This window comes from Oryzisolibacter propanilivorax (assembly GCF_900103645.1).
Classification (GTDB): domain Bacteria; phylum Pseudomonadota; class Gammaproteobacteria; order Burkholderiales; family Burkholderiaceae_C; genus Melaminivora; species Melaminivora propanilivorax.
The window spans coordinates 56,421-79,867 of sequence record NZ_FNHP01000012.1 but is presented as its reverse complement, the minus strand read 5'-3'; the positions used below and the strand labels follow the sequence as shown (position 1 = coordinate 79,867).

The 23,447-nt window shown below is 67.7% G+C and carries 21 protein-coding genes; 6 read left to right on the top strand and 15 right to left on the bottom strand.

Annotated features, from left to right (window positions below; genetic code table 11):
- Nucleotides 1-60: 60 nt before the first annotated feature.
- The 7 genes from aroB to BLQ61_RS15910 form a co-directional block, all read right to left on the bottom strand.
- Entirely contained in the window at nucleotides 61-1,212 is a 1,152-nt protein-coding gene (gene aroB / locus BLQ61_RS15940) for a 3-dehydroquinate synthase (RefSeq protein ID WP_091572579.1), read from the bottom strand.
- A gap of 187 nt (nucleotides 1,213-1,399) precedes the next feature.
- On the bottom strand, nucleotides 1,400-2,638 hold the full coding sequence (locus tag BLQ61_RS15935) for an Ig domain-containing protein (protein WP_139182766.1): 1,239 nt from the start codon (nucleotides 2,636-2,638) through the stop codon (nucleotides 1,400-1,402).
- A 24-nt stretch (nucleotides 2,639-2,662) separates the two neighbouring features.
- The gene (locus tag BLQ61_RS15930; RefSeq protein ID WP_091572574.1) at nucleotides 2,663-4,807 is read right to left on the bottom strand and encodes a type IV pilus secretin PilQ; all 2,145 of its coding nucleotides are present in this window, start codon (nucleotides 4,805-4,807) and stop codon (nucleotides 2,663-2,665) included.
- Nucleotides 4,807-5,364, bottom strand: a complete 558-nt coding sequence (locus BLQ61_RS15925; protein ID WP_091572572.1) for a pilus assembly protein PilP — start codon at nucleotides 5,362-5,364, stop codon at nucleotides 4,807-4,809. The genes BLQ61_RS15930 and BLQ61_RS15925 overlap by 1 nt, the downstream gene beginning before the upstream one ends.
- Nucleotides 5,361-6,041 carry a type IV pilus inner membrane component PilO gene (locus tag BLQ61_RS15920; protein WP_091572569.1) on the bottom strand — a complete coding sequence of 227 codons (681 nt, stop codon included), beginning with the start codon at nucleotides 6,039-6,041 and terminating at the stop codon, nucleotides 5,361-5,363. Before BLQ61_RS15920 ends, BLQ61_RS15925 begins: the two co-directional genes overlap by 4 nt.
- A gap of 2 nt (nucleotides 6,042-6,043) precedes the next feature.
- The gene (locus BLQ61_RS15915; RefSeq protein WP_091572566.1) at nucleotides 6,044-6,652 is read right to left on the bottom strand and encodes a PilN domain-containing protein; all 609 of its coding nucleotides are present in this window, start codon (nucleotides 6,650-6,652) and stop codon (nucleotides 6,044-6,046) included.
- The gene (locus tag BLQ61_RS15910; RefSeq protein ID WP_091572564.1) at nucleotides 6,649-7,728 is read right to left on the bottom strand and encodes a pilus assembly protein PilM; all 1,080 of its coding nucleotides are present in this window, start codon (nucleotides 7,726-7,728) and stop codon (nucleotides 6,649-6,651) included. The genes BLQ61_RS15915 and BLQ61_RS15910 overlap by 4 nt, the downstream gene beginning before the upstream one ends.
- 244 nt (nucleotides 7,729-7,972) lie before the next feature.
- Here BLQ61_RS15910 and BLQ61_RS15905 point away from each other — a divergent pair, with 244 nt between their 5' ends.
- Nucleotides 7,973-10,372 carry a penicillin-binding protein 1A gene (locus BLQ61_RS15905; protein ID WP_091572562.1) on the top strand — a complete coding sequence of 800 codons (2,400 nt, stop codon included), beginning with the start codon at nucleotides 7,973-7,975 and terminating at the stop codon, nucleotides 10,370-10,372.
- A gap of 32 nt (nucleotides 10,373-10,404) precedes the next feature.
- On the opposite strand, the gene cyaY is transcribed toward BLQ61_RS15905, so the two are convergent.
- Nucleotides 10,405-10,743: an iron donor protein CyaY gene (gene cyaY / locus BLQ61_RS15900; protein WP_091572559.1), complete on the bottom strand. Its 339-nt coding sequence runs from the start codon at nucleotides 10,741-10,743 to the stop codon at nucleotides 10,405-10,407.
- Between the two features lie 15 nt (nucleotides 10,744-10,758).
- Between cyaY and lptM the strand changes: the two genes are divergently transcribed.
- From lptM to BLQ61_RS15885, 3 genes are all read left to right on the top strand, one after another.
- Nucleotides 10,759-10,977, top strand: a complete 219-nt coding sequence (lptM, locus tag BLQ61_RS15895) for an LPS translocon maturation chaperone LptM (protein WP_091572557.1) — start codon at nucleotides 10,759-10,761, stop codon at nucleotides 10,975-10,977.
- The gene (lysA, locus tag BLQ61_RS15890) at nucleotides 10,974-12,266 is read left to right on the top strand and encodes a diaminopimelate decarboxylase (RefSeq protein WP_091572554.1); all 1,293 of its coding nucleotides are present in this window, start codon (nucleotides 10,974-10,976) and stop codon (nucleotides 12,264-12,266) included. Before lptM ends, lysA begins: the two co-directional genes overlap by 4 nt.
- Before the next feature lie 69 nt (nucleotides 12,267-12,335).
- Nucleotides 12,336-13,163, top strand: a complete 828-nt coding sequence (locus BLQ61_RS15885; RefSeq protein WP_091572552.1) for an oxygen-binding di-iron domain-containing protein — start codon at nucleotides 12,336-12,338, stop codon at nucleotides 13,161-13,163.
- 48 nt (nucleotides 13,164-13,211) lie between these two features.
- Here BLQ61_RS15885 and BLQ61_RS15880 read toward each other — a convergent pair whose 3' ends face one another.
- The 5 genes from BLQ61_RS15880 to BLQ61_RS15860 all read right to left on the bottom strand — a co-directional run bounded on the left by BLQ61_RS15880 (nucleotide 13,212) and on the right by BLQ61_RS15860 (nucleotide 19,335).
- Entirely contained in the window at nucleotides 13,212-13,895 is a 684-nt protein-coding gene (locus BLQ61_RS15880; protein WP_091572549.1) for a protein-methionine-sulfoxide reductase heme-binding subunit MsrQ, read from the bottom strand.
- A complete protein-coding gene (msrP, locus tag BLQ61_RS15875; RefSeq protein ID WP_091572547.1) occupies nucleotides 13,895-14,902 on the bottom strand; it encodes a protein-methionine-sulfoxide reductase catalytic subunit MsrP in 1,008 nt (335 codons plus the stop codon). The genes BLQ61_RS15880 and msrP overlap by 1 nt, the downstream gene beginning before the upstream one ends.
- A 167-nt stretch (nucleotides 14,903-15,069) precedes the next feature.
- Entirely contained in the window at nucleotides 15,070-16,419 is a 1,350-nt protein-coding gene (ccsB, locus tag BLQ61_RS15870) for a c-type cytochrome biogenesis protein CcsB (RefSeq protein WP_091572544.1), read from the bottom strand.
- Nucleotides 16,416-18,566, bottom strand: coding sequence for a cytochrome c biogenesis protein ResB (locus BLQ61_RS15865; protein ID WP_091572541.1), 2,151 nt, complete (start codon nucleotides 18,564-18,566; stop codon nucleotides 16,416-16,418). The genes ccsB and BLQ61_RS15865 overlap by 4 nt, the downstream gene beginning before the upstream one ends.
- 139 nt (nucleotides 18,567-18,705) lie before the next feature.
- The gene (locus BLQ61_RS15860; RefSeq protein WP_091572539.1) at nucleotides 18,706-19,335 is read right to left on the bottom strand and encodes a c-type cytochrome; all 630 of its coding nucleotides are present in this window, start codon (nucleotides 19,333-19,335) and stop codon (nucleotides 18,706-18,708) included.
- A 106-nt stretch (nucleotides 19,336-19,441) separates the two neighbouring features.
- Here BLQ61_RS15860 and yihA point away from each other — a divergent pair, with 106 nt between their 5' ends.
- Nucleotides 19,442-20,170 carry a ribosome biogenesis GTP-binding protein YihA/YsxC gene (gene yihA, locus BLQ61_RS15855; RefSeq protein WP_091572536.1) on the top strand — a complete coding sequence of 243 codons (729 nt, stop codon included), beginning with the start codon at nucleotides 19,442-19,444 and terminating at the stop codon, nucleotides 20,168-20,170.
- A gap of 156 nt (nucleotides 20,171-20,326) precedes the next feature.
- On the opposite strand, the gene BLQ61_RS15850 is transcribed toward yihA, so the two are convergent.
- Together BLQ61_RS15850 and BLQ61_RS15845 are read right to left on the bottom strand one after the other, a co-directional pair.
- Entirely contained in the window at nucleotides 20,327-21,199 is an 873-nt protein-coding gene (locus BLQ61_RS15850) for a lysophospholipid acyltransferase family protein (RefSeq protein WP_091572533.1), read from the bottom strand.
- Nucleotides 21,199-22,056: a lysophospholipid acyltransferase family protein gene (locus BLQ61_RS15845; RefSeq protein ID WP_091572531.1), complete on the bottom strand. Its 858-nt coding sequence runs from the start codon at nucleotides 22,054-22,056 to the stop codon at nucleotides 21,199-21,201. The genes BLQ61_RS15850 and BLQ61_RS15845 overlap by 1 nt, the downstream gene beginning before the upstream one ends.
- Before the next feature lie 146 nt (nucleotides 22,057-22,202).
- On the opposite strand from BLQ61_RS15845, the gene metK reads away from it, so the two are divergent.
- Nucleotides 22,203-23,384, top strand: a complete 1,182-nt coding sequence (gene metK, locus BLQ61_RS15840; protein ID WP_091572528.1) for a methionine adenosyltransferase — start codon at nucleotides 22,203-22,205, stop codon at nucleotides 23,382-23,384.
- The last annotated feature ends 63 nt before the right edge of the window (nucleotides 23,385-23,447 follow it).

Genomic DNA, 23,447 nt, shown 5'->3' with positions numbered 1-23,447 from the left:
ATCCGGCCCTAGCCCTGTGTCTACTTAGGCTTGCAGCTATTGAAAAAATAGCACAAACCATCAGCCGGCGCAGCAGGTGTCGATGACCTCGCGCACCAGCGCATCGGGAGCAGCGCGCACCACGGCCCGGCCCGGGCCGTCGATCAGCACGAAGCGGATCTCGCCGCCTTCGGCCTTCTTGTCCACACGCATCAGCTGCAGATAACGGCCGGCGTTATCGGCCGCGTCCAGCACCGGCGCGCGCACCGGCAGGCCGGCGCGCTCGATCAGCGTGCGCAGACGCTGCACGAAGGCCGCGTCCACCAGCCCCAGTCGGCGCGACAGCTCGGCCGCCATGACCATGCCGGCGGCCACACCTTCGCCGTGCAGCCACACGCCGTAGCCCATGCCGGCCTCGATGGCATGGCCGAAGGTGTGGCCGAAGTTCAGGATGGCGCGCAGCCCGGCCTCGCGCTCGTCGGCGCCGACCACCTGGGCCTTGATCTCGCAGCTGCGCCGCACCGCGTGCGCCAGCGCCCGCTGCTGGCGCGCCAGCAGCGCGTCCAGGTTCTGCTCGAGCCAGGCGAACAGCTCCATGTCGGCAATCGGGCCGTACTTGATGACCTCGGCCAGCCCCGCGGCCAGTTCGCGCGCGGGAAGCGTATCTAGAGTGGACAGGTCGCACACCACCAGCCGCGGCTGGTGGAAGGCGCCGACCATGTTCTTGCCCAGCGGGTGGTTGATGGCAGTCTTGCCTCCGACGCTGGAGTCCACCTGCGCCAGCAGCGTGGTCGGCACCTGCACGAAGTCCACCCCGCGCATGTAGCAGGCGGCGGCAAAGCCGGTCATGTCGCCGATCACGCCGCCGCCCAGGGCGTAGAGCACTACCTTGCGGTCGCAGCCGTGGGTCAGCAGGGCGTCGAAGATGAGGTTCAGCGACTGCCAGGTCTTGTGTTCCTCACCGTCGGGGAGGGTGACGGTATGGACCTGCGGATAGTGCAGTGCAAGGGCTTGCGCCAGCTGTGCGCCGTAGAGCGGGGCAACGGTGGTATTGCTGACGATCAGCGCAGCCGTTCCTGCGGGCAATTGCTGCCGCGCCAGTGCCGGAAGCAAGGCGGCGCCAATGTGGATGCAATAGCTGCGCTCGTCCAGAGCGATGCGTACCTGCTGCGGAGTGTCGCCTGCTCCTTCTGCCTGATTCTTGTGATCCGCCGTGCTGCCTGCTGCACCCATCGTCCATCCTTCGCTGCCTTGAAAGAGAAGTTCTAGCGCCCCGCGCCAGAACACGAAAAAGCCCCGGCAGAGTGTGCCGGGGCTGCAATGGCCGCACCACGTGCCGAGCGCACGAGTTTAGGGCCAGGCGCAGCGGCTGGTGCTGCCCCGGCCACAGGCCCTCATCGGATGCGCAGCAAAGAGGCGCTCACGGCGTCGCCGTCCCCGACACCTTGGGTTTCTCAGGCGCTGTGACCGCTATGCTGACGTTGACGACCTGGCTTGCGCCCTTGCTATCGATCACGCGCAATGCCACCGGCACGGTGCCGCTCTGCGTCTGGGTCGGAGTGCCGCTGAGCAGGCCTTCCTGGCTCAACCCCAGTCCTGCAGGCAGCTCGCCCAGCGCCGCCCAGGCGTATGGAGCGGCGCCACCGGCGGCGCTGAGGAAGTAGCTGTAGGGCAGACCCACGGTAGCTGCCGGCGGGCTGACGCTGGCGACCGTCAGGGGCTCATACACCTCGGCGGGCTGGCCGCTCACCACGGGCAGCACCATCACGTGCTTGATGGGATCCTGGATGCCGTTGCTGACGTTGTTATCGGCGCGGTCGGCAACCACCTCGATGCCCACCGTGCCCGGTGTGGTTCCGGCAGAGAAGGCGAACTGGCCGACGCCGCCGACCGAATTGACGGTGACCGAACTGCCCGACTGCGTGCCCGAAAGCAGGCGTGCGCCAGCAGAGGCGCTGCCAGGCAGCAAGTTCACCAGCATGTTGTAGTTGGTCGAATTGGGCAGCGGCTGGTTGGCGTCGTCCAGGGCGAAGACCTGGACCGCCGTGGCGGTGCGATAGTTGTACGCATTGCCCTGCACGGCCACCGCAGGAAATTGCGCCACGGTTTCAATGCTGGCGGCCATGCCGGTGGCGGCGCCCACGGTGATGTTCACGGTTGCCGTATGGCGCTTCTTGTCGCGCGGGTCGGTCACCGTGCAGGCAATCGTTGCCACGCCCGCCTTGTCGCCAGCATGGAAATGGAACGAATTGCCGCCGGAATTGGCCCCGAGCGTGATGCTGCGGTAGGCAGTCGGGCGCTTGACTTCCTGGCCGCTGGCGTCCTTGTCCGAGGTCTCGTGCTCGCTCTTGCCATCGAGGTAGTACAGCGCACCCGTGTCCAGCCCTGCACGCATATCGCACGCGAAGGTATCGTCGCTCCCATCCGCAATGGCTTGTCCACCCTGCGACGCCTGGACGTAGAGCGTGGTGGTGTAGGGGTGATAAGCGCCGATACCGGCCGGGTAGCCCTGCACGTTCAGCGGCAGAGAGGTTTTCTCCGCGCGCAGGCTGATGGTGTAGGGCGCCGACGACTCGCCCCCGCTGCCGCCGCCACCGCCGCAGCCAGCCAGCACGACACCAGCAAGGAGGGAATAAACGGGATATTTCAAAGTTCTCATGAGATCTCTATCACCTAAAAAAAATCAACGCACCGGCCCGCGATCCGTGATCACCTTGGGGGTGATGAACACCAGCATCTCGCGCTTTTGCGATTCCTTGGTCCGGCTCTTGAACAGATTGCCCACTACGGGTACGTCGCCCAGCACCGGCACCTTGGTTTCCTGGTTGGTTTCTTCCATCTCAAAGATACCGCCGATCACCACGGTGCCGCCGTTTTCCACCAGCACCTGGGTCTTGACGTGCTTGGTGTCGATGGCGACACCCTGGCCGGTATCCTCGCCGCGGCTGTCCTTGTTGACATCCAGGTCCAGGATGATGGCGCCTTCCGGCGTGATCTGCGGGGTGACCTCCAGCTTCAGCACCGCCTTCTTGAACGCGATGGTGGTGGCGCCGTTGGGGGCAGTGACCGAGTAGGGATATTCCGTGCCCTGCTCGATCAGTGCCTTGGTCTGGTCGGCGGTGATCAGGCGCGGGCTGGAGACGATACGGCCTTGGCCGTCGGCCTCCATGGCCGACAGCTCCAGGGTCAGGAAGCGGTTGGCGGCAGAGTTGAAGATGGACAGTGCAAAGGAGCCTGCGCCCGTCACGGTGGACAGAGAAGCGGGCAAGTTCACGAAGTTGCCATTGACGTTCACGGGCCCGCCAAAGCCAGAGGAATTGGTGGCGTTGCCGTAGTCGGTGCCGATCGCCACGCGGTTGCCTCCCCCGATGCCATAACCGCCATCCCCGCCACGGTTGGCCCGCAGGTCACCGCCGCCCAGACGTACCCCCAGCGACCGGCCAAAGGTGTCGCGCGCCTCGACGATGCGCGCCTCGATCATGACCTGGCGCACCGGCACGTCCAGCGTGGCCAGCAGCTGGCGCACCTCCTCCAGCTTGGCGGGGGTGTCGGTGACGAACAGCTGGTTGGTGCGCGGCTCGGCGATGGCGCTGCCGCGTTCGGACAGGAAGCGGGCGTTGGTCGTGCCCGCGCCGCCGCCGGTCGAGGCGGTGGTGAGCTGGATCACGATGTCGGCAGCCTTGGCGTAGTTCAGCTGATATGCCTGAGTGCGCACAGGCTCCAGCTTCTGGATGGCCTGCGCGGCCTCGTAGTCCTTGCGAATGCGCTCGTCGATCTCGTCCTTGGGGGCGATCCACAGCACCGAGCCCGACTTGCGCATGCCCAGGCCCTTGGCGTCCATGATGATCTGCAGCGCCTGGTCCCAGGGCACGTCCTTGAGGCGCAACGTGAGCGCCCCGGTGACGGTGTCGGAGGTGACGATGTTGAAATTGGTGAAATCGGCGATGACCTGCAGCAGCGAACGCACCTCTATGTTCTGGAAGTTCAACGACAGCTTCTCGCCGGTGTAGTGCGGACCCTGGCTGAGCTTGTTCAGGTCCACCTTCTTCGCCCGCACCTCGACCACGAACTGGTTGTCGCTCTGGTAGGCACTGTGCTCCCACTCGCCCACAGGGTCGATCGTCAGCTTGACGCGGTCGCCCTGCTGGGTGGCGCTGATGGTCTGAATGGGCGTGCCGAAGTCGGACACGTCCAGACGCCGGCGCAGGCCCTGCGGCAGGGACGACTGCAGGAACTCGACCACCAGGCCCTTGCCTTGCTGCTGCACGTCCACACCGACCTGGCTGCCGGCCAGCGCCACGACCACCCGGCCGGCGCCATCGGCACTGCGGCGGAAGTCCAGGTCACGCAGTGGCAGCAGGTCGGTGCCCTGCTGCACGCTGATCGGCGCAGCACGTGGCGCGACCGGCTCCTGCACGCCACCGGTGGCTGCGTCCAGCAGCACCAGCACCGTGCGACCCTGCACCTGCGTGCTGTAGGGCACAGGCTGTTTGAGGTTGAGCACCACACGGGCGCGCTCCTCAGTCTGCACGATGTGGGCAGACTTCAGGTTGCCCTGATTGATCTCCACCAGCGACTGCCCGGTGGCGTTGGCCACGCCGGGAAAGTCCAGTGCGATGCGCGCCGGGGTCTGTGTGGCAAAGCCAGTGGGCGTTTCACCCAGCGGCTCGGACAGTTCGATGCGCAGCACCTGCGCGCCCGACTGCTGGAAGCCGTTGACCGACTCGATGTTCGGGCGGGCCTGGGCCAGCGCACTGCCCAGCAGGGCCAGCAGCGCGATGGAGGCGGGCGCCAGGTGTTCGCGCAGGCGTGTCTTGACGCGCTTCATCATGGTTTCTTCTCCCCGCTTCCCTCTTGCAAATCAAGCTTGATCGTGCGTTCGACCCAGTCGCCGGTGGCGTCCTGCACGATCTCGCGCAACTGCACCCCGGTTTCATTGATGGCCATGACTTTTCCGTAGTTCTGGCCCAAGTGGTCGCCCACCCGAACCTGGTAGAGCAGCTTGTCCACGCTGATCAACGCCGTGGGGATTCCCTCCTTGTTCAGGCTGCCGACCATGCGCATGGAGTCCAGCGGATAGGCCTCCAGGGGCTCGCGGCGCCGTGCCATCTCGGGCGCGATCAGCGCCATGTTTGCGGCTGATTGCCCCGAGTCGCGGCGCAGCGCCTGCGTGAGCTTTTGCGGGCTGAAGGGATCGGCACCGCTGTTCGCTGGGTAGTCGGTCGGCACGAACTGCTTGGGCTCGGTGATCTGCAAGGCTCGCGGCTTGGTGGTGGCGCGCAGCTGCGCCATCCAGGCGCGCAGCTCGTCCTGGCCATCACTGCCACAGCCACCCAGCGCCAGCAGTACCGCCAGCCATGCCGCTTGAAATCGGCCGCGCGTCATTTCTTGCCCGCCTTCTTGGTGGCGGCCTTCTGCGCCTGGATCTCCTCGGGATCGAGATAGCGGAAGGTGCGCGCGGTGGCTTCCATGGTCAGATTGCCCGCGCCGTCCTTGGCCGCCGGGGCCAGCGAGATGTTGTTCAGCGTGACGATGCGCGACAGGTGCGCCACATCGGAGGCGAAGGAGCCGATGTCGTGGTAGCGACCGACCACGCGAATGGAAATCGGCAGTTCGGCGTAATAGTCCTTGGCCACCACCTGGCCGGGCCGGAACAGCTCGAACTGCAGGCTGCGGCCCAGGCCGGCCTGGTTGATGTCCGACAGCAGCGCCGACATCTCGGCCTTGCTGGGCAGCTGCTTTTCCAGCTGGGTCACGTACTGCTGCACCTGCTCGCGCTGCTTCTTCAGCACCTCCAGGCTCACTGCCTTGATGAGCTTCTTCTGGTAGTCCTCGCGCAGCTGCTGCTCGGTCGAGCGTTCGGCGATCAGCTCCTCTTCATACTCGGTCAGCTTGCCGTACCACAGCAGTGCCGCCACGCCCGCGGCGATGAACAGGCACAGCAGGATGCGTGGCAGGACAGGCCACAGCGACGGGTCCTTGGGGTCGAGATTCTGGAACTGCCGCTGCAGCCGCTCCTGCACCTCGGCGAAATCCAGCATGGGTAGCTTGCGTGTCGCCATGGTCACTTTCCGCCTGGCGCGGCGCCGGCCTTGTCGGCGTCGGTGCTGCTGGTGCTGCGCGTCAGCCGAAAGCGCAGGTTGAAGGATGCCACCCGGCGCTGGTCGCGCGGCGTGAGGGCCACGTTGGCGGCGACGATCTCGACCAGCTCGGGCTTGGAAAACCAGGGGGTGTTCTCGGACAGGTTGCGCAGCATTTCGGACACGCGCTCGTTGGACTGGGCCATACCCTGCATGGTCACCACCTCGTCCACCTGCTTCAGGCTGGTGACGTACACGCCGTCCGGCAACTGCACCACCAGCTCGCTGAGCAGGTGCACCGGCAGGTTGCGGTCGGCCTGCAAATCTTCTACCGCCTTCTGGCGTGCCTGCAACGCGGTGATTTCTTCTTCGATGCTGGCGATTTCCTTGATCTGACCCTCGAGCACCTTGATTTCGCTGCGCAGCAGATCGTTGCGTCCTTGCTGCTCGGTGATCTGCGACTGCAGCCAGAGGTAGATCAGCCCGGCGATGGCCAGCCCGGCGAGGGCCGACAGGCCCATGACCAGCTGGAAGGTCTCGCGCCGGCGCTTGCGTGCCGCCTCGCGGTGCGGCAGCAGGTTGATCAATATCACGGCAGGAACCTCCGCAGGGCCAGGCCGCAGGCGGTGAGATAGGACGGTGCCTCGCGCATGAGCTTCTTCAGGCGCACCGCGCTGCCGACTTCCATGCCGTCGAACGGATTGACCACGGTGCAGGCGGAATTGGTGTTGCGGATGACCTGCTCGGCCAGTCCACCCAGGGGTGACGAACCGCCAGCCAGCAGGATGTGGTCCACGCGGTGGTAGGGGGTGCTGCTGAAGAAGAACTGCAGCGCCCGGCTGATTTCCTGGGCCAGACTGTCCACGAACGGGCGCAGCACGGCCGAAGCGTAGTCGTCGGGCAGCTCGCCGCTGCGCTTCTTGGCCTCGGCTTCCTCCTGTGAGAAGCCATACTGGCGCACGATCAGCTGTGTTAGTTGGGCGCCGCCGAAGGCCTGGTCACGCTCATACAGCACATCGTCGTTGCGTATGACCTGCATGCTGGTGGTGAAGGCGCCGACCTCGAACAGCGCCACCACGGCATCGGCGCCACTGCCGGGCAGCGCCTGGATCAGGCGGCCGGCAGCCAGTCGCGACGCATAGGATTCGACATCCACGACCAGCGCCTTCAGCCCGGCCGCCTCGGCCAGACCCTCCCGGTCCTGCACTTTTTCCTTGCGCGAGGCGGCGATCAGCACCTCCTCGTCGGCGGGCGCGTTGCGCGCCGGGCCGATGACGCAAAAGTCCAGGCTCACCTCGTCCAGCGAGAACGGGATGTACTGGCTGGCCTCGGACTCGACCTGCACCTCCAGCTCTTGCTCGCTAAGCCCGCCAGGCAGGGTGATGCGCTTGGTAATCACGGCCGAGGCGGGCAGCGCCAGCGCAACATTGCGGGTGCGGGTACCGCTTTTCTTGACCAAGCGGCGCAGCGCCTCGGCCACCTCATCGAACTTCTCGATGTTGCCGTCTGTGATCCAGCCGCGCTCCAGCGGCTCCATGGCGCAGCGCTCAAGCACCAGCCGGTCCTCGCCGTCGCGTGCCAGCTCGACCAGCTTGACACTGGAAGAGCTGATGTCCACCCCCAGCATCGGGGCGGCCTTGCGACGAAATAACGATCCCACTGAGACCAAGAGCGCCCCCTTGTGTAACTTTTTTTGCAGACGAGCAACCAGATTTGGCGGTCGATGCTAGCAGCAAGGATATTCGTCCCGGACCTTGACCCCGGGCTCGGCAAACCCGGCGTTGCCAAAAGCAGACGCCTGTGACAACGGCTTCCCGCAGACCATCCCCTGCGGCGCAAAGGCCGTACGAACGCTCACAGGCCAGACAAAGGGTGGATTTTTATAATGCGCGGTTCGCCTCGAGCCCAGCCTTATGACCCAATCTCCCGAAAAAAAGAAAGCCGCCCCACCCGCTCCGGGCCTGCCGCGCTGGCTGCGCCTGGTATTTCTCACGCTGGCGTGGATCGCCGGCCTGGGGGTGGCGGCGGCGGCGGCCGGTGCCATGGCCGTGGCGCTGGGACTGGCCATGGCGTACCCCAACCTGCCCGACATCTCGGAGCTGGCGGACTACAAGCCCAAGCTGCCGATGCGCGTGTATTCACAGGAGGGCGCGTTGCTGGGCGAGTTCGGCGAGGAGCGGCGCAACCTGACGCCGATCGAGGAAATTCCGCCGGTCATGACCAATGCCGTGCTGGCCATCGAGGACGCGCGCTTCTTCCAGCACGGCGGCGTGGACTACAAGGGCGTGCTGCGCGCTGCCATCGCCAACCTGGGCCGGGTCAAGAGCCAGGGCGCCTCCACCATCACCATGCAGGTGGCGCGCAATGTCTATCTGTCTTCGGAGAAGACCTTCACGCGCAAGATCTACGAGATCCTGCTGACCTTCAAGCTTGAGCACCTGCTGAGCAAGAACCAGATCCTCGAGATCTACATGAACCAGATCTACCTGGGCAACCGCGCCTACGGCTTCGCGGCGGCCTCGGAGACCTACTACGGCAAGCCGCTCAAGGACATCACCATCGCCGAGGCGGCCATGCTCGCCGGCCTGCCCAAGGCCCCGTCGGCCTACAACCCGATCAGCAACCCCAACCGCGCGCGGGTGCGCCAGCTCTACATCATCGACCGGATGCTGGAGAACGGCTTCATCACCGCCGCGCAGGCGGCCGAGGCCAAGGCCGAGCCCATCCGCCTGCGCTCGCCCGGCGACAGCAACACGCGCATCCACGCCGAATACGTGGCCGAGATGGCGCGCCAGCTGATCTACGCGCAGTACGGCGCCGAGGCCTATACCCGCGGCCTGAACGTCTACACCACGCTCAACGCGGGCGAGCAGGAGACTGCCTACGACGCGCTGCGCAAGGGCATCATGGATTACGAGCGGCGCCAGCACTACCGCGGCCCCGAGCGTTTCGTGGAGCTGCCCACGGCCGCGGCGGAGGTCGAGGACGCCATCGACGACGCCCTGGCCGCGCACCCCGACAACGGCGACGTGCGCGCCGCCGTGGTGCTGGAAGCTTCGGCCAAGAAGGTGATTGCCGCGCGCGCCGACGGCGAGAAACTGGAAATCACCGGCGAGGGCCTCAAGCCCGTGCAGTCCGGCCTGTCCGACAAGGCGCCGCCCAACATCCGGCTGCGCCGTGGCGCGGTGATCCGCGTGGTGCAGACGCCCAAGAAGACCTGGGAGATCACCCAACTGCCCGAGGTCGAGGGCGCCTTCGTCGCCATCGACCCGCGCTCGGGCGCCATCCGCGCGCTGGTCGGCGGCTTCGACTTCGACAAGAACAAGTTCAACCACGTCACCCAGGCCTGGCGCCAGCCGGGCTCGGCGTTCAAGCCCTTCATCTATTCGGCGGCGCTGGAAAAAGGCTTCACCCCGGCCACGGTGATCAACGACGCGCCGCTGTTCTTCAGCGCCGGCGTGACGGGCGGCCAGCCCTGGGAGCCGAAGAACTATGACGGCCGGTACGACGGCCCCATGACCATGCGCGCCGGCCTGGCACGCTCCAAGAACCTGGTGTCCATCCGCGTGCTGCAGGCCGTGGGGCCGAAGACGGCGCAGCAGTGGGTGTCGCGCTTCGGCTTCGACGCCGACAAGCACCCGGCCTACCTGACCATGGCGCTGGGGGCTGGCTCGGTCACGCCGATGCAGATGGCGGCCGCGTATTCGGTGTTCGCCAACGGCGGCATGCGCGTCAATCCCTACCTGATCACTCGCGTGACCGACCACAAGGGGCGCGTGCTGTCCAACTTCCAGCCGCCCGCGCTGGAAGACAACCCGCGCGCCATCGACGCGCGCAACGCCTTCGTCATGGACAGCTTGCTGCAGGAGGTGACCCGCTCGGGCACCGCCGCGCGCGCCCAGGCCACCCTCAAGCGCCCCGACCTGTACGGCAAGACCGGCACCACCAACGATGCGGTGGATGCCTGGTTCGCCGGCTTTCAACCCACGATCGCTGCCGTGACCTGGATCGGCTACGACACGCCGCGCAACCTGGGCAGCCGCGAGACCGGCGGCGGCCTGTCACTGCCGATCTGGATCAGCTTCATGGACAAGGCGCTCAAGGGCGTGCCGGTGGCCGAACCGGTTGTGCCGGCCGGCGTGGTCAACGTCAGCGGCGAGTGGTACTACGACGAATACGCGCGCAGCGGCGGCGTCTCCAGTGTGGGACTGGAGTCGGCCGCGCCGCGCGGCAGCGACGCCCCGCAGACGGCTGCCCCGCCGCCGCCACCGCCCGAGGAACGCAACCGCATCCTGGACATGTTCCGCAACTGACGGGCGGCGCGGCGCCCGTCCGGGACGGGCTCTCAGGCCTGCCGCGGCGCGAAGCGCAGGGGCTGCCCGGCCTGCTCGCTGGCGCTGCGGCCGAGGTCGGCGAAGAACTCGCTGCCGGTTTTGGTGTCGCGCCAGCAGCTGCCGTCGTGGCGGTAGTGGTAGCCGCCCGAGCGTGCCGCCAGCCAGACTTCCTGCAGGGGCTTTTGCAGGTTCACGATGATCTGGCTGCCGTTGGGGAAAGCGATGGTGACCATGCCGCCGCTGCGCTGGCTGTCCAGGTCGCAGTCGGTCTCGTCGTTGATGCGGTCGCAGCCCTGCTCCACCGCCAGCAGCAGCTGCTCGGCAAGTTCCATGAAGTCCAGATCGGTCATTACTACAATTTGCAGATGTTCAAAGGCCGCCGCATTCTAGTCAGCACCCTCGCCAGCGTGGCGGCCGTGCTCTTCATCTCCGGCTGCGGCCAGCGCGGTCCGCTGTATCTGCCCACCGACCCGGCTGCCGCGACCCGCGCCACCCTGCCCCAGACGCTGAACCCGGTGCCCTCCTCCGCGAAGGCGCCTGATCCGGCGACCCTGCTTTCCTCCCCCTCCACCTCCCGTCCATGATTCCCAACCCCCTGCCCGGCCAGCCGCAACTGCACTATCGCGAGGAATCGCTGTACCTGGAAGACTGCCAGCTGGCCGACCTGGCGCGCGAGCACGGCACGCCGCTGTACGTCTATTCGAGCGGCGCCATGCTGGATGCCCTGGCCGCCTACCAGCGCGGCTTCGCCGGCCGGCGCGTGCAGATCTGCTACGCCATGAAGGCCAATTCGTCGCTGGCGGTGCTGCAGCTGTTCGCGGCGCACGGCTGCGGCTTCGACATCGTCTCGGGCGGCGAGCTGGCGCGCGTGCTGGCCGCTGGCGGCGACCCGGCCAAGGTCATCTTCTCGGGCGTGGGCAAGACGCGCACCGAGATGCGCCAGGCGCTGGAGGCCGGCATCGGCTGCTTCAACGTCGAGAGCGAGGCCGAGCTGGAAGTGCTCAGCGAGGTCGCCGCCTCGATGGGCCTGCGCGCGCCGGTCAGCATCCGCGTCAACCCCAACGTCGACCCCAAGACGCACCCCTACATCTCCACCGGCCTGAAGGGCAACAAGTTCGGCATCGCGCACGAACGCACCCTGGCCACCTACCAGCGCGCGTCCAGCCTGCCGGGTCTGCGCGTGGTCGGCATCGACTGCCACATCGGCTCGCAGATCACCGAAGAGACGCCGTTCCTGGATGCGCTGGAGCGCATGCTGGACCTGGTGGCCGCCGTGGAGGCCGCCGGCATCGCCATCCACCACATCGACTTCGGTGGCGGCCTGGGCATCGACTACAACGGCGACACCCCGCCCGCGGCCGATGCCCTGTGGGCCAAGCTGCTGGCGCGCCTGGACGCACGCGGCTACGGCGACCGCCAGCTGATGATCGAGCCGGGCCGTTCGCTGGTGGGCAATGCCGGCGTGTGCCTGACCGAAGTGCTGTACCTCAAGCCCGGCGAGCAGAAGAATTTCTGTGTGGTAGACGCTGCCATGAACGACCTGCCGCGTCCGGCCATGTATCAGGCGTACCACGCCATCGTGCCGCTGGAGCATGTGCCCGAGGGTCGTGGGCACGCCGTCTATGACGTGGTCGGTCCGGTGTGCGAGAGCGGCGACTGGCTCGGCCGCGACCGTGACCTGGCGGTCGCCGCCGGCGACCTGCTGGCGGTGCTGTCCACCGGCGCCTATTGCAGCGCCATGGGCAGTACCTACAACAGCCGCCCGCGCCCGGCCGAGGTGCTGGTGAGCGGCAGCCATGCCGAGATCATCCGCAACCGCGAATCCGTTGCCGATCTGCTGCGCAATGAGCGCCTGCCCGCAACGCACCCTTGACTGGCATCAAGCCATAACCCTGGCGGCAGCACTACTATTCAGGTTTTCGTGCCTGAAAGACCTGCCCTCATGGAACCCCTGGAGCTGTACCGCGACCGCCAGCATGCCTGCCTGATGTTCACCGACCTGGTCGAGGAAGATGGCCAAGCGGTGCAGGCAAACCAGTTCCTGATCGTCGATGGCGACACCGGCGCCATCATCGACCCGGGCGGCACGCTGGCCTACAACGAGCTGTTCATGGGCATGACGCGGCATTTCCCGCCGCAAAAGCTGTCCTACCTGATCGCCTCGCACGCCGATCCGGACATCATTGCCGCGCTCGACCGCTGGCTGACCAGCACCAGCGCGCAGCTGGTCATCTCGCGGGTGTGGGAGCGCTTCGTGCCGCACTTCACCAAGGCCGGCAAGACCGAGGGCCGCATCATCGCCGTGCCCGACGGCGGCGGCCACCTGCCGCTGGGCCGGCACGAGCTGGTGGTGCTGCCGGCGCACTTCATGCACTCCGAGGGCAACTTCCACTTCTACGACCCGGTCAGCCGCATCCTGTTCACCGGCGACCTGGGCGTGTCCATGACCAGCGGCGCCGAGGCGCGCGTGCCGGTGACCGAGCTGAAGGACCACATCCCGCGCATGGAAGGCTTTCACCGCCGCTACATGGTCAGCAACAAGATCCTGCGGCTGTGGACGCGCATGGCGCGCCAGCTCGACGTGGCGATGATCGTGCCGCAGCACGGCGCGCCCCTGATGGGCCGGGCCATCGGCCAGCTGTACGACTGGCTGGACGGCTTGGCCTGCGGCGTGGACCTGTTCGACGAGCGCGCCTACCAGGTGCCCACCGCGCACATCGACCCGGTGACGCGCCAGATGCGCCCGGCGCTGAAGGCGGTGAACGGCTGAATTTACAGCCAAAATTGCCTTCAGCCCATATATACAAATGGCCTTTAGCTACTTTTTTGATAGCTGCCTGCGCCGGTTCAGCAGCACCCGCGCGCCCAGCAGCGCCGCCAGGATGGCGCCATACACCCAGACCTCGGCGAAGTTGTTTTTGCCCGCGCGCATCCACCAGAAGTGCAGGATGGCCAGCCCCGCCACGGCGTACACGCTGCGGTGCAGCCGCTGCCAGCGCTTGCCGCCCAGCCAGCGCATGGCGCGGTTGAATGACGTGGCGGCCAGGACCAGCAGGATGGCGAATGCTGCCATGCCGACCAGGATGAACGGCCGCTTGGCCACGTCGCGCGCGATCTCGCCCACGTCCAGCCCCATGTCGAACACGGCATAGGCCAGCAGGTGCAGCAGCGCGTAGAAGAAGGTGAACAGCCCCAGCATGCGCCGGTAGCGCGCCAGCGGCGTGAGGCCCAGGGCCAGCCGCGCCGGGGTGATGGCCAGCGTCAGGCACAGCCCGCGCAGCGTCCAGTCGCCCAGCGCGCGGATCAGCGCCTCGGCCGGGTTCGCGCCCAGCCGGTCGGCGGCGGCACCCCAGACCAGCCAGGCCAGCGGCAGCAGGCACAGCGTGAAGACCAGCGGCTTGGCCCAGGCCTTGAGCAGCCAGCCGCCGCGCGGCGGCGCCTTCTGCGCCGCGCGCGACCGGCCGGGCGCGGCTGGCGGCAAGGTCCCCTCGCGCGCCGCCATCAGAAAAACTTCTTCAGGTCCATGCCGGCGTACAGCTGGCCGACCTGCGCCTCGTAGCCGTTGAACGGGAGCGTCTTGCGCCGCTTGGCGAACAGCCCGCCCTCGCCGATGCGCCGCTCGGTGGCCTGGCTCCAGCGCGGGTGGTCCACATCCGGGTTCACGTTGGAATAGAAGCCGTATTCGTTCTTCGCCGCCTTGTTCCAGGCGGTGCCGGGCTCCTTGTCGGTGAAGCGGATCTTCACGATGCTCTTGGCGCTCTTGAAGCCGTACTTCCACGGCACCACCAGGCGCACCGGCGCGCCGTTCTGGTTCGGCAGCACCTCGCCGTACATGCCGAAGGCCAGCAGGGTCAGCGGGTGCATCGCCTCGTCCAGGCGCAGGCCCTCGGTGTACGGCCAGTCCAGCACGCGCGAGCCGACGCCGGGCATGCGCGCCTTGTCGGCCAGGGTGACGAACTCGACATACTTCGCGCTGCCCTGGGGCTCGACACGCTTGATGAGCTCGGCCAGCGAATAGCCGACCCAGGGGATGACCATGGACCAGCCCTCGACGCAGCGCAGGCGGTAAATGCGCTCCTCCTGCGGCGAGAGCTTCAGCAGCTCGTCCAGGTCGAAGGTGCGCGGCTTGTTCACCAGTCCCTCCACGGCCACGGTCCAGGGGCGGGGCTTGAGCGTGGCGGCGTAGCGCGCCGGGTCGCTCTTGTCGGTGCCGAACTCGTAGAAATTGTTGTACGTGGTGGCGTCCGCATAGTCGGTGACCTTCTCCATGGTCATCGCGCCGGTCACGGCCGAGCGGCGCGCGGGCAGCGCGGCCAGCTTGCCGGGCGGGGTGACCAGGGCCGTATCGGCCGCCAGCGCGCTGCGCCCGGCCCAGGTGGCCAGCGCCGCGCCAGCCGTGCCGCCGGCCAGCTGGCGCAGCAGCGCGCGGCGGCCGTCGTACATGCCGCGCGGGGTAATCTCGCTGGCGGCGGGGGTGGATTCAGGGTCGTGTCGGGTGTGGATCAGCATGGCGGTCTCCGGGGACAGACGGCCAGTCTGCCGCAGCCCCGCCGCCCTTTGCAGGCGCTCGGAAATACGTCCCATGCGCCGCGCTGCCGCTGCTGCGATGGCACTTGGAATAACAAGCGCCAAAATGCCACTCAGCCCATGATCCGCATGGGCTTGCAGCTATTTTTTTATAGCGTGCCGTAGCTGTGCAGCCCGCTCAGGAACATGTTCACGCCCAGGAAGGCAAACGTCGTCACCGCCAGCCCGCCCAGTGCCCACCAGGCCGACATGGTGCCGCGCAGGCCCTTCATCAGGCGCATGTGCAGCCAGGCCGCGTAGTTCAGCCAGACGATCAGCGCCCAGGTCTCCTTCGGGTCCCAGCTCCAGTAGCCGCCCCAGGCCTCGGCGGCCCACAGCGCGCCGAGCACGGTGGCGATGGTGAAGAAGGCAAATCCCACGGCGATGGACTTGTACATCACGTCGTCCAGCACCGTCAGGTCAGGCAGCTGCGCGGCGATGCGCCGCCGCGCCAGCAAAATGCCGCCGACGATCAGCGCCGAAACGCCGAAGTACACCATCCAGTAGCTGCTGCCCGTGGCCACCTCCTGGCGGAAGGCCAGGGGCTCGAAGCACAGCACGATGCCCAGCAGCCACAGCGGCGCCAGCTTCCACCAGCGCGTCTCGGTGGCCTGCTGCTTGATCAGGTAGGCGAACGCCACCATGGCGGCCAGCGCGAAGGTGCCGTAGCCGATGAAGTTGGCCGGCACGTGCAGCTTCATCCACCAGCTCTTCAGCGCCGGCACCAGCGGCTGGATCTCGTGCGCCTCGCGCACCACCGTGTACCACAGCAGGAAGCCCACGGCGGCGCTCACCACCAGCATCACGAAGCCGCCCAGCGCGCGCGTGGCGTACTGCTCCTCGTAGTACAGGTAGAACAGCGCCGTCATCCAGCAGAACATGACGAACACTTCGTACAGGTTGCTGACCGGGATGTGGCCGATGTCGGGGGCGATCTGGTAGCTCTCATACCAGCGCACCATGGTGCCGATCAGCGCCAGGCCGATGGCCACCCAGGCCACGCGCGAGCCGATGCGCATGAAGGTCTGCTGCTCGCCGCCGGCGAACATGCCGATCCAGTAGAACGCCGTGCTCATGAAGAACAGCATGCTCATCCACAGGATGGCCGACTGACTCGACAGGAAGTATTTCAGCAGGAACACGCTGTCGGCGCGCGCCAGGTTGCCGCCCGCGTCACCGTCCTGGTACAGCCCGATGGCGCCGAGCGACAGCACCGCCACCGCCAGCATCAGCCACATCAGCGGCCGCCAGAACCAGCCCAGCCACACGCCGGCGGGGATGGACGCCAGCAGGATGCCCTTCTCGTACACGTCCATGTGCGCGCCGTAGCGCTGCAGCGCGAACAGCCCGCCGGCGGCCACGAGCAGCGCGAACAGCCAGTCCAGCCAGGTGCGCCGGGCGAAATAACCCGCGTCCAGCGTGTAGGTGGTGGTCGTAGGGGTCGTGGTGGCGGTGTTCATGTCGGTGTGCCTCCGTCTGTGGGCGTGCCAAGGACCTGGGTGGTGAGCTGGGCGAAGTGGCGGCCGTCGTCCAGCGTCTTGCGGTTGCTGGACATGGCCATGGTGGCCTGCGCGCCGCCGCCCTCGCGCGGCGCGAGCCACACCCACAGGCGCCGGTCGCGCACGTAGAGCATGGCAAAGACGCCGAGGATCAGGAAGAAGCAGCCCAGATAGACCACATTCTTGCCAGGTGCTCGCGCCACCTGAAAGACACTGGCCTGCACCTGGTCGAAGTCCACCAGCTCCAGCGCCACCGGCGCCGGGTAGGCCTGCGCGTCGCTCAAACTGAGCACCGCCTGCGCCATGAATTCCTGCGTGCGCGCATCCGGCGGCAGCGGCGCCAGGCCGGCCTGCGCGCGCGTCAGCTGCGCCAGCTCGAACAGCGCGCCGTTCAGGATGCGCACCAGCACCTCGCCGGCGCGCTCGCGCTCGCCCTCGGGCACGTTGTCCTCGATGAATTTCGACACCGCCTGCAGCCCGCCGTTGCCCCGACCCTGCGCGTCGCGCCCGGTGCCGGCGAACAGCGCCAGCGCGCGCGACGCGGAGATCGCCAGCTGCTCGGCCAGGTCCGGGCGGCTGCCGTCCACCGCGTTGGCGGCGTAGCGGCGCACCGCCTGCTGGCGCAGCCCCGGGTCGGCGAGCGCCAGGCGCAGGCGGGTGAAGCCGTCCAGCCCGCCCTCGGGGTCGATGGGGATGCGCAGGTAGCGGAACGGGTCCGACGGGCTCTCGCGCACGCCCAGCAGGTACATCGGCAGCTGGCCGTCGCCCAGGTCCACCGGCAGCATGTAGTTGTGGAACTCGCGCGCCTGGCCGGCGGCGTCGCGCAGCTTGTAGCTGATGCTGGGGCCGACGTTCTTCAGGGTGCGCTGGGTCACCGTCTTGTTGCCCGCGCCCAGGCGCGACTCGATGGCGCCGCGCAGGTCCACCTTGCGCACGTCGGCGCCGGAGGCCGGGCCCTCCTGGCCCAGGTTCTCGACGTTCAGCACACGCAGCGCCGACAGCTCCAGCGTCACCGGCCCGCCCAGGCCCGGCTGCTGCAGCGGCTGGGCGCTGCCGATGGTGCCCTGCACGTCGAACGGCGCCACGCCGGCGACGAGCGGCCGCGCGCGCAGGCGCACTGCCGAGCCGCCGTCGTCGAAGCTGGACTGGTAGATCTCCACGCCGCGGTAGCTGGCCGGGTGGTTCACCTCGATGCGGGCCGGCGTGGCCTCGCCCGTGGCCTTGTCGTGGATGACGACCTCGCTGGCGAACAGCTTGGGCATGCCGGTCGAGTAGTGCTCGACGATGAATTTCTTCAGTTCGACCGAGAACGGCAGCTCCTGCAGCAGGATGCCGTCGGACTGGCTCAGGATGGCGGTGCTGGACTGCGTGCCCTCGCTGACCACCAGGTTGCCGCGGAAGGTGGGGTTGCGCGCGCTCAGCCAGTGTTCGGGCGCGACCTCGGAGACCAGCCCGCCGCCCTGGTACGGCGTCTTGCCGCCCAGCCACATCTGCGCGCGCACGATCAGGTCGCCGTCCAGCAGGCCGCCCAGGCAGATCAGCACGATGGCGCTGTGCGCGGCGATGTAGCCCAGCTTGTTGGCCGCGCCAGCCTTGGCGGCGACCATGACGCCGCGGCCCGGGCGCTCCTGCACGCGCACCTTCCAACCGCGCCGCACCAGCTGCTGCGCCACGCGGCGGGCCGCGTCCTGCGGCGTTTCGGCCGGCAGCGCTCCTTGCGCCTTCATGCCGAAGGCCTGCAGGCTCCGCTCGCGGATGTTTTCCTTGTAGTTGCGGATGTCCGCCAGGTACTTGGGCGCATGCCGCGCGATGCACAGCGAGGTGCTGACCACCAGGAACGCCAGGATCAGCAGGAACCACCAGGCGCTGTAGACCGCGTTGAGCTTAAGGGCCAGGAACAGGTCGGCCCAGAACGGGCCGAACTGGTTGACGTAGTTGTTCACCGGCTCGTGCTGCTTCATCACGGTGCCGATGACCGAGGCGATGCAGATCACCGTGAGCAGCGCGATGGCGAAGCGCATCGACGCCAGCAGTTCCACCAGCGGGCGCGCCAGCGCGCCACGTGCGCGGCGCGGCGCCTGGCCTGCGGCAACAGAAGGGTCAGACATGGAGGCGGGGGCTCAAACGTGCAAAGGGCGGGCCATCCGTCGGATGGGCCCGCCCGTCTTGGGGTGGAATTATCGGCGGCAGGTTCCCGCCACGTGAGGGGACACCCCTACTGGCTTGACGTGCATCAACCGTATCCGGTCAGCGCAGGCCGGCGATGTAGTCGGACACAGCCTGGATTTCGCGGTCGTTCAGCTTCGCCGCCACGTCGATCATCTGGGCGCTGTTGGCACGCTTGCCGGCGCGGAATTCCTTGAGCTGGGTGGCGGTGTAGTCGGCATGCTGGCCGGCCAGGCGCGGGTACTGCGCCGGGATGCCGGCGCCGTTCGGGCTGTGGCAGCCGGCACAGGCGGCGATGTGGCGGTCCTGCAGGCCGCCGCGGTAGATGCGCTCGCCCAGGGCGACCAGTTCCTTGTCCTTGGCGAAGCCTTCCTTGGCGGGCTTGGAAGCCAGCCAGGCGCCGATGTTGCGCATGTCATCGTCGCTCAGCATCGAGGCGAAGCCCTGCATGACGGGGCTGGCGCGTTTGCCGGACTTGAACTCCTGCAGCTGCTTGACCAGGTATTGCGGATGCTGCTGGGCCAGCTTGGGATTGGCAGCGATGGTGGAGTTGCCGTCCGCCGCATGGCAGGCCACGCACACGGTGCCGTACTTGGCCTCGCCCGCGGCCAGGTCGATCTTGGCCGGCGCGGCAGGCGCGTCCGCAGCGGCGGCCGAGAACGCGGGGGCCGCGAGCGCGGCAGCCATCAGCAGGGAGGCGAGCAACTTCATATCGTGGACAGCTTCTTGTGAGGGTTGCGCAAAACCCCGCGATTCTACAATGCACCCTGCAGCGGCCCCGGCCGCAAACCTTGACCTGGATGAACCCTTCCCCTCGATGACCACCCCTTCCGTGCCCGCCGCCGCTGCGCCCGCGATCGACGCCAAAGCCGCCGTGGGCTGGATGCACACCGCGCGCTTCCTGACCACCGCCGCCCAGCTGCACCAGCTGCCCGTCATCGACGTACCCGAAATCGCCTTCGTCGGCCGGTCCAACGCCGGCAAGTCCACCTGCATCAACACCCTCACCCAGCAGCGCCAGCTGGCCTTTGCGTCCAAAAAACCCGGCCGTACCCAGCACATCAACCTGTTCGCGCTCGGCCGCCAGGGCGAGATGGACGCGGTGCTGGCCGACCTGCCCGGCTACGGCTACGCGGCGGTGTCGCGCTCGGACAAGCTGCGCTGGCAGCGGGTGATGCTGAACTATCTGGTCCAGCGCGAGAGCCTGACGGCCATCGTGCTGCTGTGCGACCCGCGCCTGGGGCTGACCGAGCTGGACGAGGCGCTGCTGGACGCCCTGCGCCCGCGCGTCGAGCAGGGCCTGAAATTCCTGGTGCTGCTGACCAAGGCCGACAAGCTGACGCGGGCCGAACAGGCCAAGGCGCTGTCCATCACCCAGCTGCAGGCCGGCGGCGGCGAGGTGCGGATGTTCTCGGCTCTGAAGCGCCAGGGCGTGGACGAGGTGGCGCAGCTGCTGTGGGAATGGTCACATCCCGAGCAGCCGCAGCAGGACCCGGACGGGCCGGCCACTCCGGCAGCTGAAGATACACAGGAAAAACCGGCCTGAGCCCTTGCTGATAAAGGGCCTGCAGCTATTGAAACGATAGCTTTCCGCACCCTGCAAGGCGGGCATGGCCGGGCCAACCCGTCGAAGCGGCCGGCAATTCACTACATTCTTGATAGCTGCAAGCCCTTATCCATCAAGGGCCAGAGCCACTTTTGGCTACTGATACAGCGGCGCCTGCCCCTCGGGCCGGGTCTTGAAACGCCGGTGCACCCAGTAGTACTGCGCCGGCATGCGACGGATCGCCGCCTCCAGCTCGCGGTTCATGCGCGCGGTGTCGGCCACCGCGTCGTCGGTCGGGAAGTGCTCCCAGGCCGGCGTCAGCACCGCCTCGTAGCCCTGCGGCGTCATGCGGCTGTACAGCGCCACCACCTTGGCCCGGCCCAGGCGCGCGAAGCGCGACAGGGACGGGATGGTGGCGGCATGGGGCACGGCGAAGAACGGCACGAAGACCGAGTCGTTCGGCCCATAGTCCATGTCGGGCAGCAGGTACAGCAGGCCGCCTTTCCTCACGCACGAGATGATCGGCTTGACCCCGTCGGCGCGGTTGAGCATGCGCACCGTGCCGAAGCGCTGGCGCCCGGCCATGAACCAGGCGTCCAGCACCGGGTTGGGGTGCGTGGCGAAGATCGAGGTGAACTCGCGCGTGGTGTTCAGCGGCAGCGCCAGGCCCCCCGCGTCCATGCTGTAGAAATGTGGCGCGAAGACGATGGTCGGCGTGTCGCCGTCCAGCTCGTGCACCGCGCCACTCAGCCTGACGCGGCGTCGCACCAGCGCCTCGGGAGCCGACCACAGCCAGCCGCGGTCCAGGAAGGTCTGGCAGAACACCTCGAACGATTGCCTTGCCAGGACGCGGCGCTCGGACTGCGGCATTTCCGGAAAGCACAGCTCCAGATTGCGCAGCGCCACCCGCCGGCGCGGCGCGGCCAGCACGAACAGCACCCGGCCGATGGCTGCGCCCAGGGCGCGCAGCACCGGCAGCGGCAGGCGGCCGAGCAGGTTCAGCAGGGCGATGCCGAAGCGCGCCGCCATCACGCCGCCCCTTCGGGCGCCGCCTGCGGCAGGCCGCGCGGCTGCTTGTAGCGCGCGTAGCCCCACAGGTACTGCTGCGGCGACTGGCGGATCAGCGCTTCCATGGCGGTGTTGATCTGTGCCACCGCCGGCTCCAGCTCCGCCGCCAGGGGCGCCTGCAGCGGCTGCAGGCGCAACTGGTAGCCGCGCCCCCAAGGCAGGCGCTCGCAGCGCGCCAGGATCACGGCGGCGCCGGTCTGCTGCACCAGCCGCGCGGCCAGGGTCATGGTGTAGGCCGGGCGGCCGAAGAACGGCGCCCACAGGCCCAGCCCCGCGGGCGGCACCTGGTCGGGCAGCAGGCCCACGGCCTGGCCGCGGCGCAGGCTTTTCAGCATCTGGCGCACGCCCTGCAGGCTGGTCGGCACGGCGACGATGCCCGGGCGGCTGCGCGCGGTTTCCATCAGCCGCGCCAGCCAGGGCTGGCGCGCCGGGCGGTACAGGATGGTGAACGGCCCGTGCGCGCCGGCCCACAGCCGCGCGCCCTGCTGCACCGACATCTCGAAGCAGCCGATGTGCGGCGTCAGAAAGACGATGCCGCGCCCGGCGACCCAGGCCTGCTCGACGCACTCGGCGCCCTGCACCGTGCAGTGCGGCAGACGCGGATGCAGCCACAGGCGCGGCGCCTCGGCCGCCATGCGCCCGGCATGCGCCACCGCCGCGCGCACCTGCGCAAAGGAGTAGCCGGCCTGCGCGGCATTGGCCAGGAAGCGGCGCCGGTAGGTCGGCGACGCCAGGAAGGCACACCACCCCAGGACGGCTCCCAATGCGTGCAGCAGGGGCAAAGGCAGCCGGGAAATCAAACGGAACAGGGATGGCATTAAAATCGCGGGCTGTCGCCGAGTTAAATGAGCAACTTGCAGGGCGACGTTAAACACAACTGCTAAAGCGTTCGCCATGAAGCTCCCGCAGGGCTTTGGGCAACGCCCAACAAAGCTGCTGACGACAAACACCGGAGTTTATTCAAATGGCGAACGACTTCCTTTTCACGTCCGAATCGGTCTCCGAAGGCCACCCCGACAAGGTGGCCGACCAGATCTCGGACGCCATCCTCGATGCCATCCTCGAACAGGACCCGCGCTCGCGCGTGGCCGCCGAGACGCTGACCAACACCGGCCTGGTGGTGCTCGCCGGCGAGATCAGCACCAACGCCCACGTCGACTACATCCAGGTGGCGCGCGACACCATCCGCGGCATCGGCTACGACAACACCGACTACGGCATCGATTACAAGGGCTGCGCGGTGCTGGTGGCCTACGACAAGCAATCCAACGACATCGCCCAGGGCGTGGACCATGCGTCAGACGACCACCTGAACACCGGCGCCGGCGACCAGGGCCTGATGTTCGGCTACGCCTGCGACGAGACGCCCGAGCTGATGCCCGCGCCGATCTACTACGCGCACCGTCTGGTCGAGCGCCAGGCGCAGCTGAGGAAAGACGGCCGCCTGCCCTTCCTGCGCCCGGACGCCAAGAGCCAGGTCACCATGCGTTACGTCGATGGCAAGCCGCACTCCATCGACACCGTGGTGCTGTCCACCCAGCACAGCCCGGACCAGTCGGAGAGCGCGACGAAGATGAAGGCCTCGTTCAACGAAGCCATCATCGAGGAAATCATCAAGCCAGTGCTGCCCAAAGAGTGGCTGCAGGACACCAATTACCTGATCAACCCCACCGGCCGCTTCGTCATCGGCGGCCCACAGGGCGACTGCGGCCTCACCGGCCGCAAGATCATCGTCGACACCTACGGCGGTGCCTGCCCGCACGGCGGCGGCGCGTTCAGCGGCAAGGACCCGACGAAGGTCGACCGCTCCGCGGCGTATGCCGCGCGCTACGTGGCCAAGAACATCGTGGCCGCGGGCCTGGCGCGCCAGTGCCAGATCCAGGTGGCCTACGCCATCGGCGTGGCGCGGCCGATGAACATCACGGTCTACACCGAGGGCACGGGCGTCATTCCCGACGAGCAGATCGCCCAACTGGTGCACGAGCACTTCGACCTGCGCCCCAAGGGCATCATCCAGATGCTGGACCTGCTGCGCCCGATCTACCGCAAGACCGCCGCTTACGGTCACTTCGGCCGCGAGGAGCCCGAGTTCACCTGGGAGCGCACCGACCGCGCCGCCGCGCTGCGCCAGGCAGTGGGACGCTGAGCCATGTCGATCCGCCCCTTGGTCGCCCGGCCAGCGGGCGTGCCGCTATGAGCGCGGGCGCGG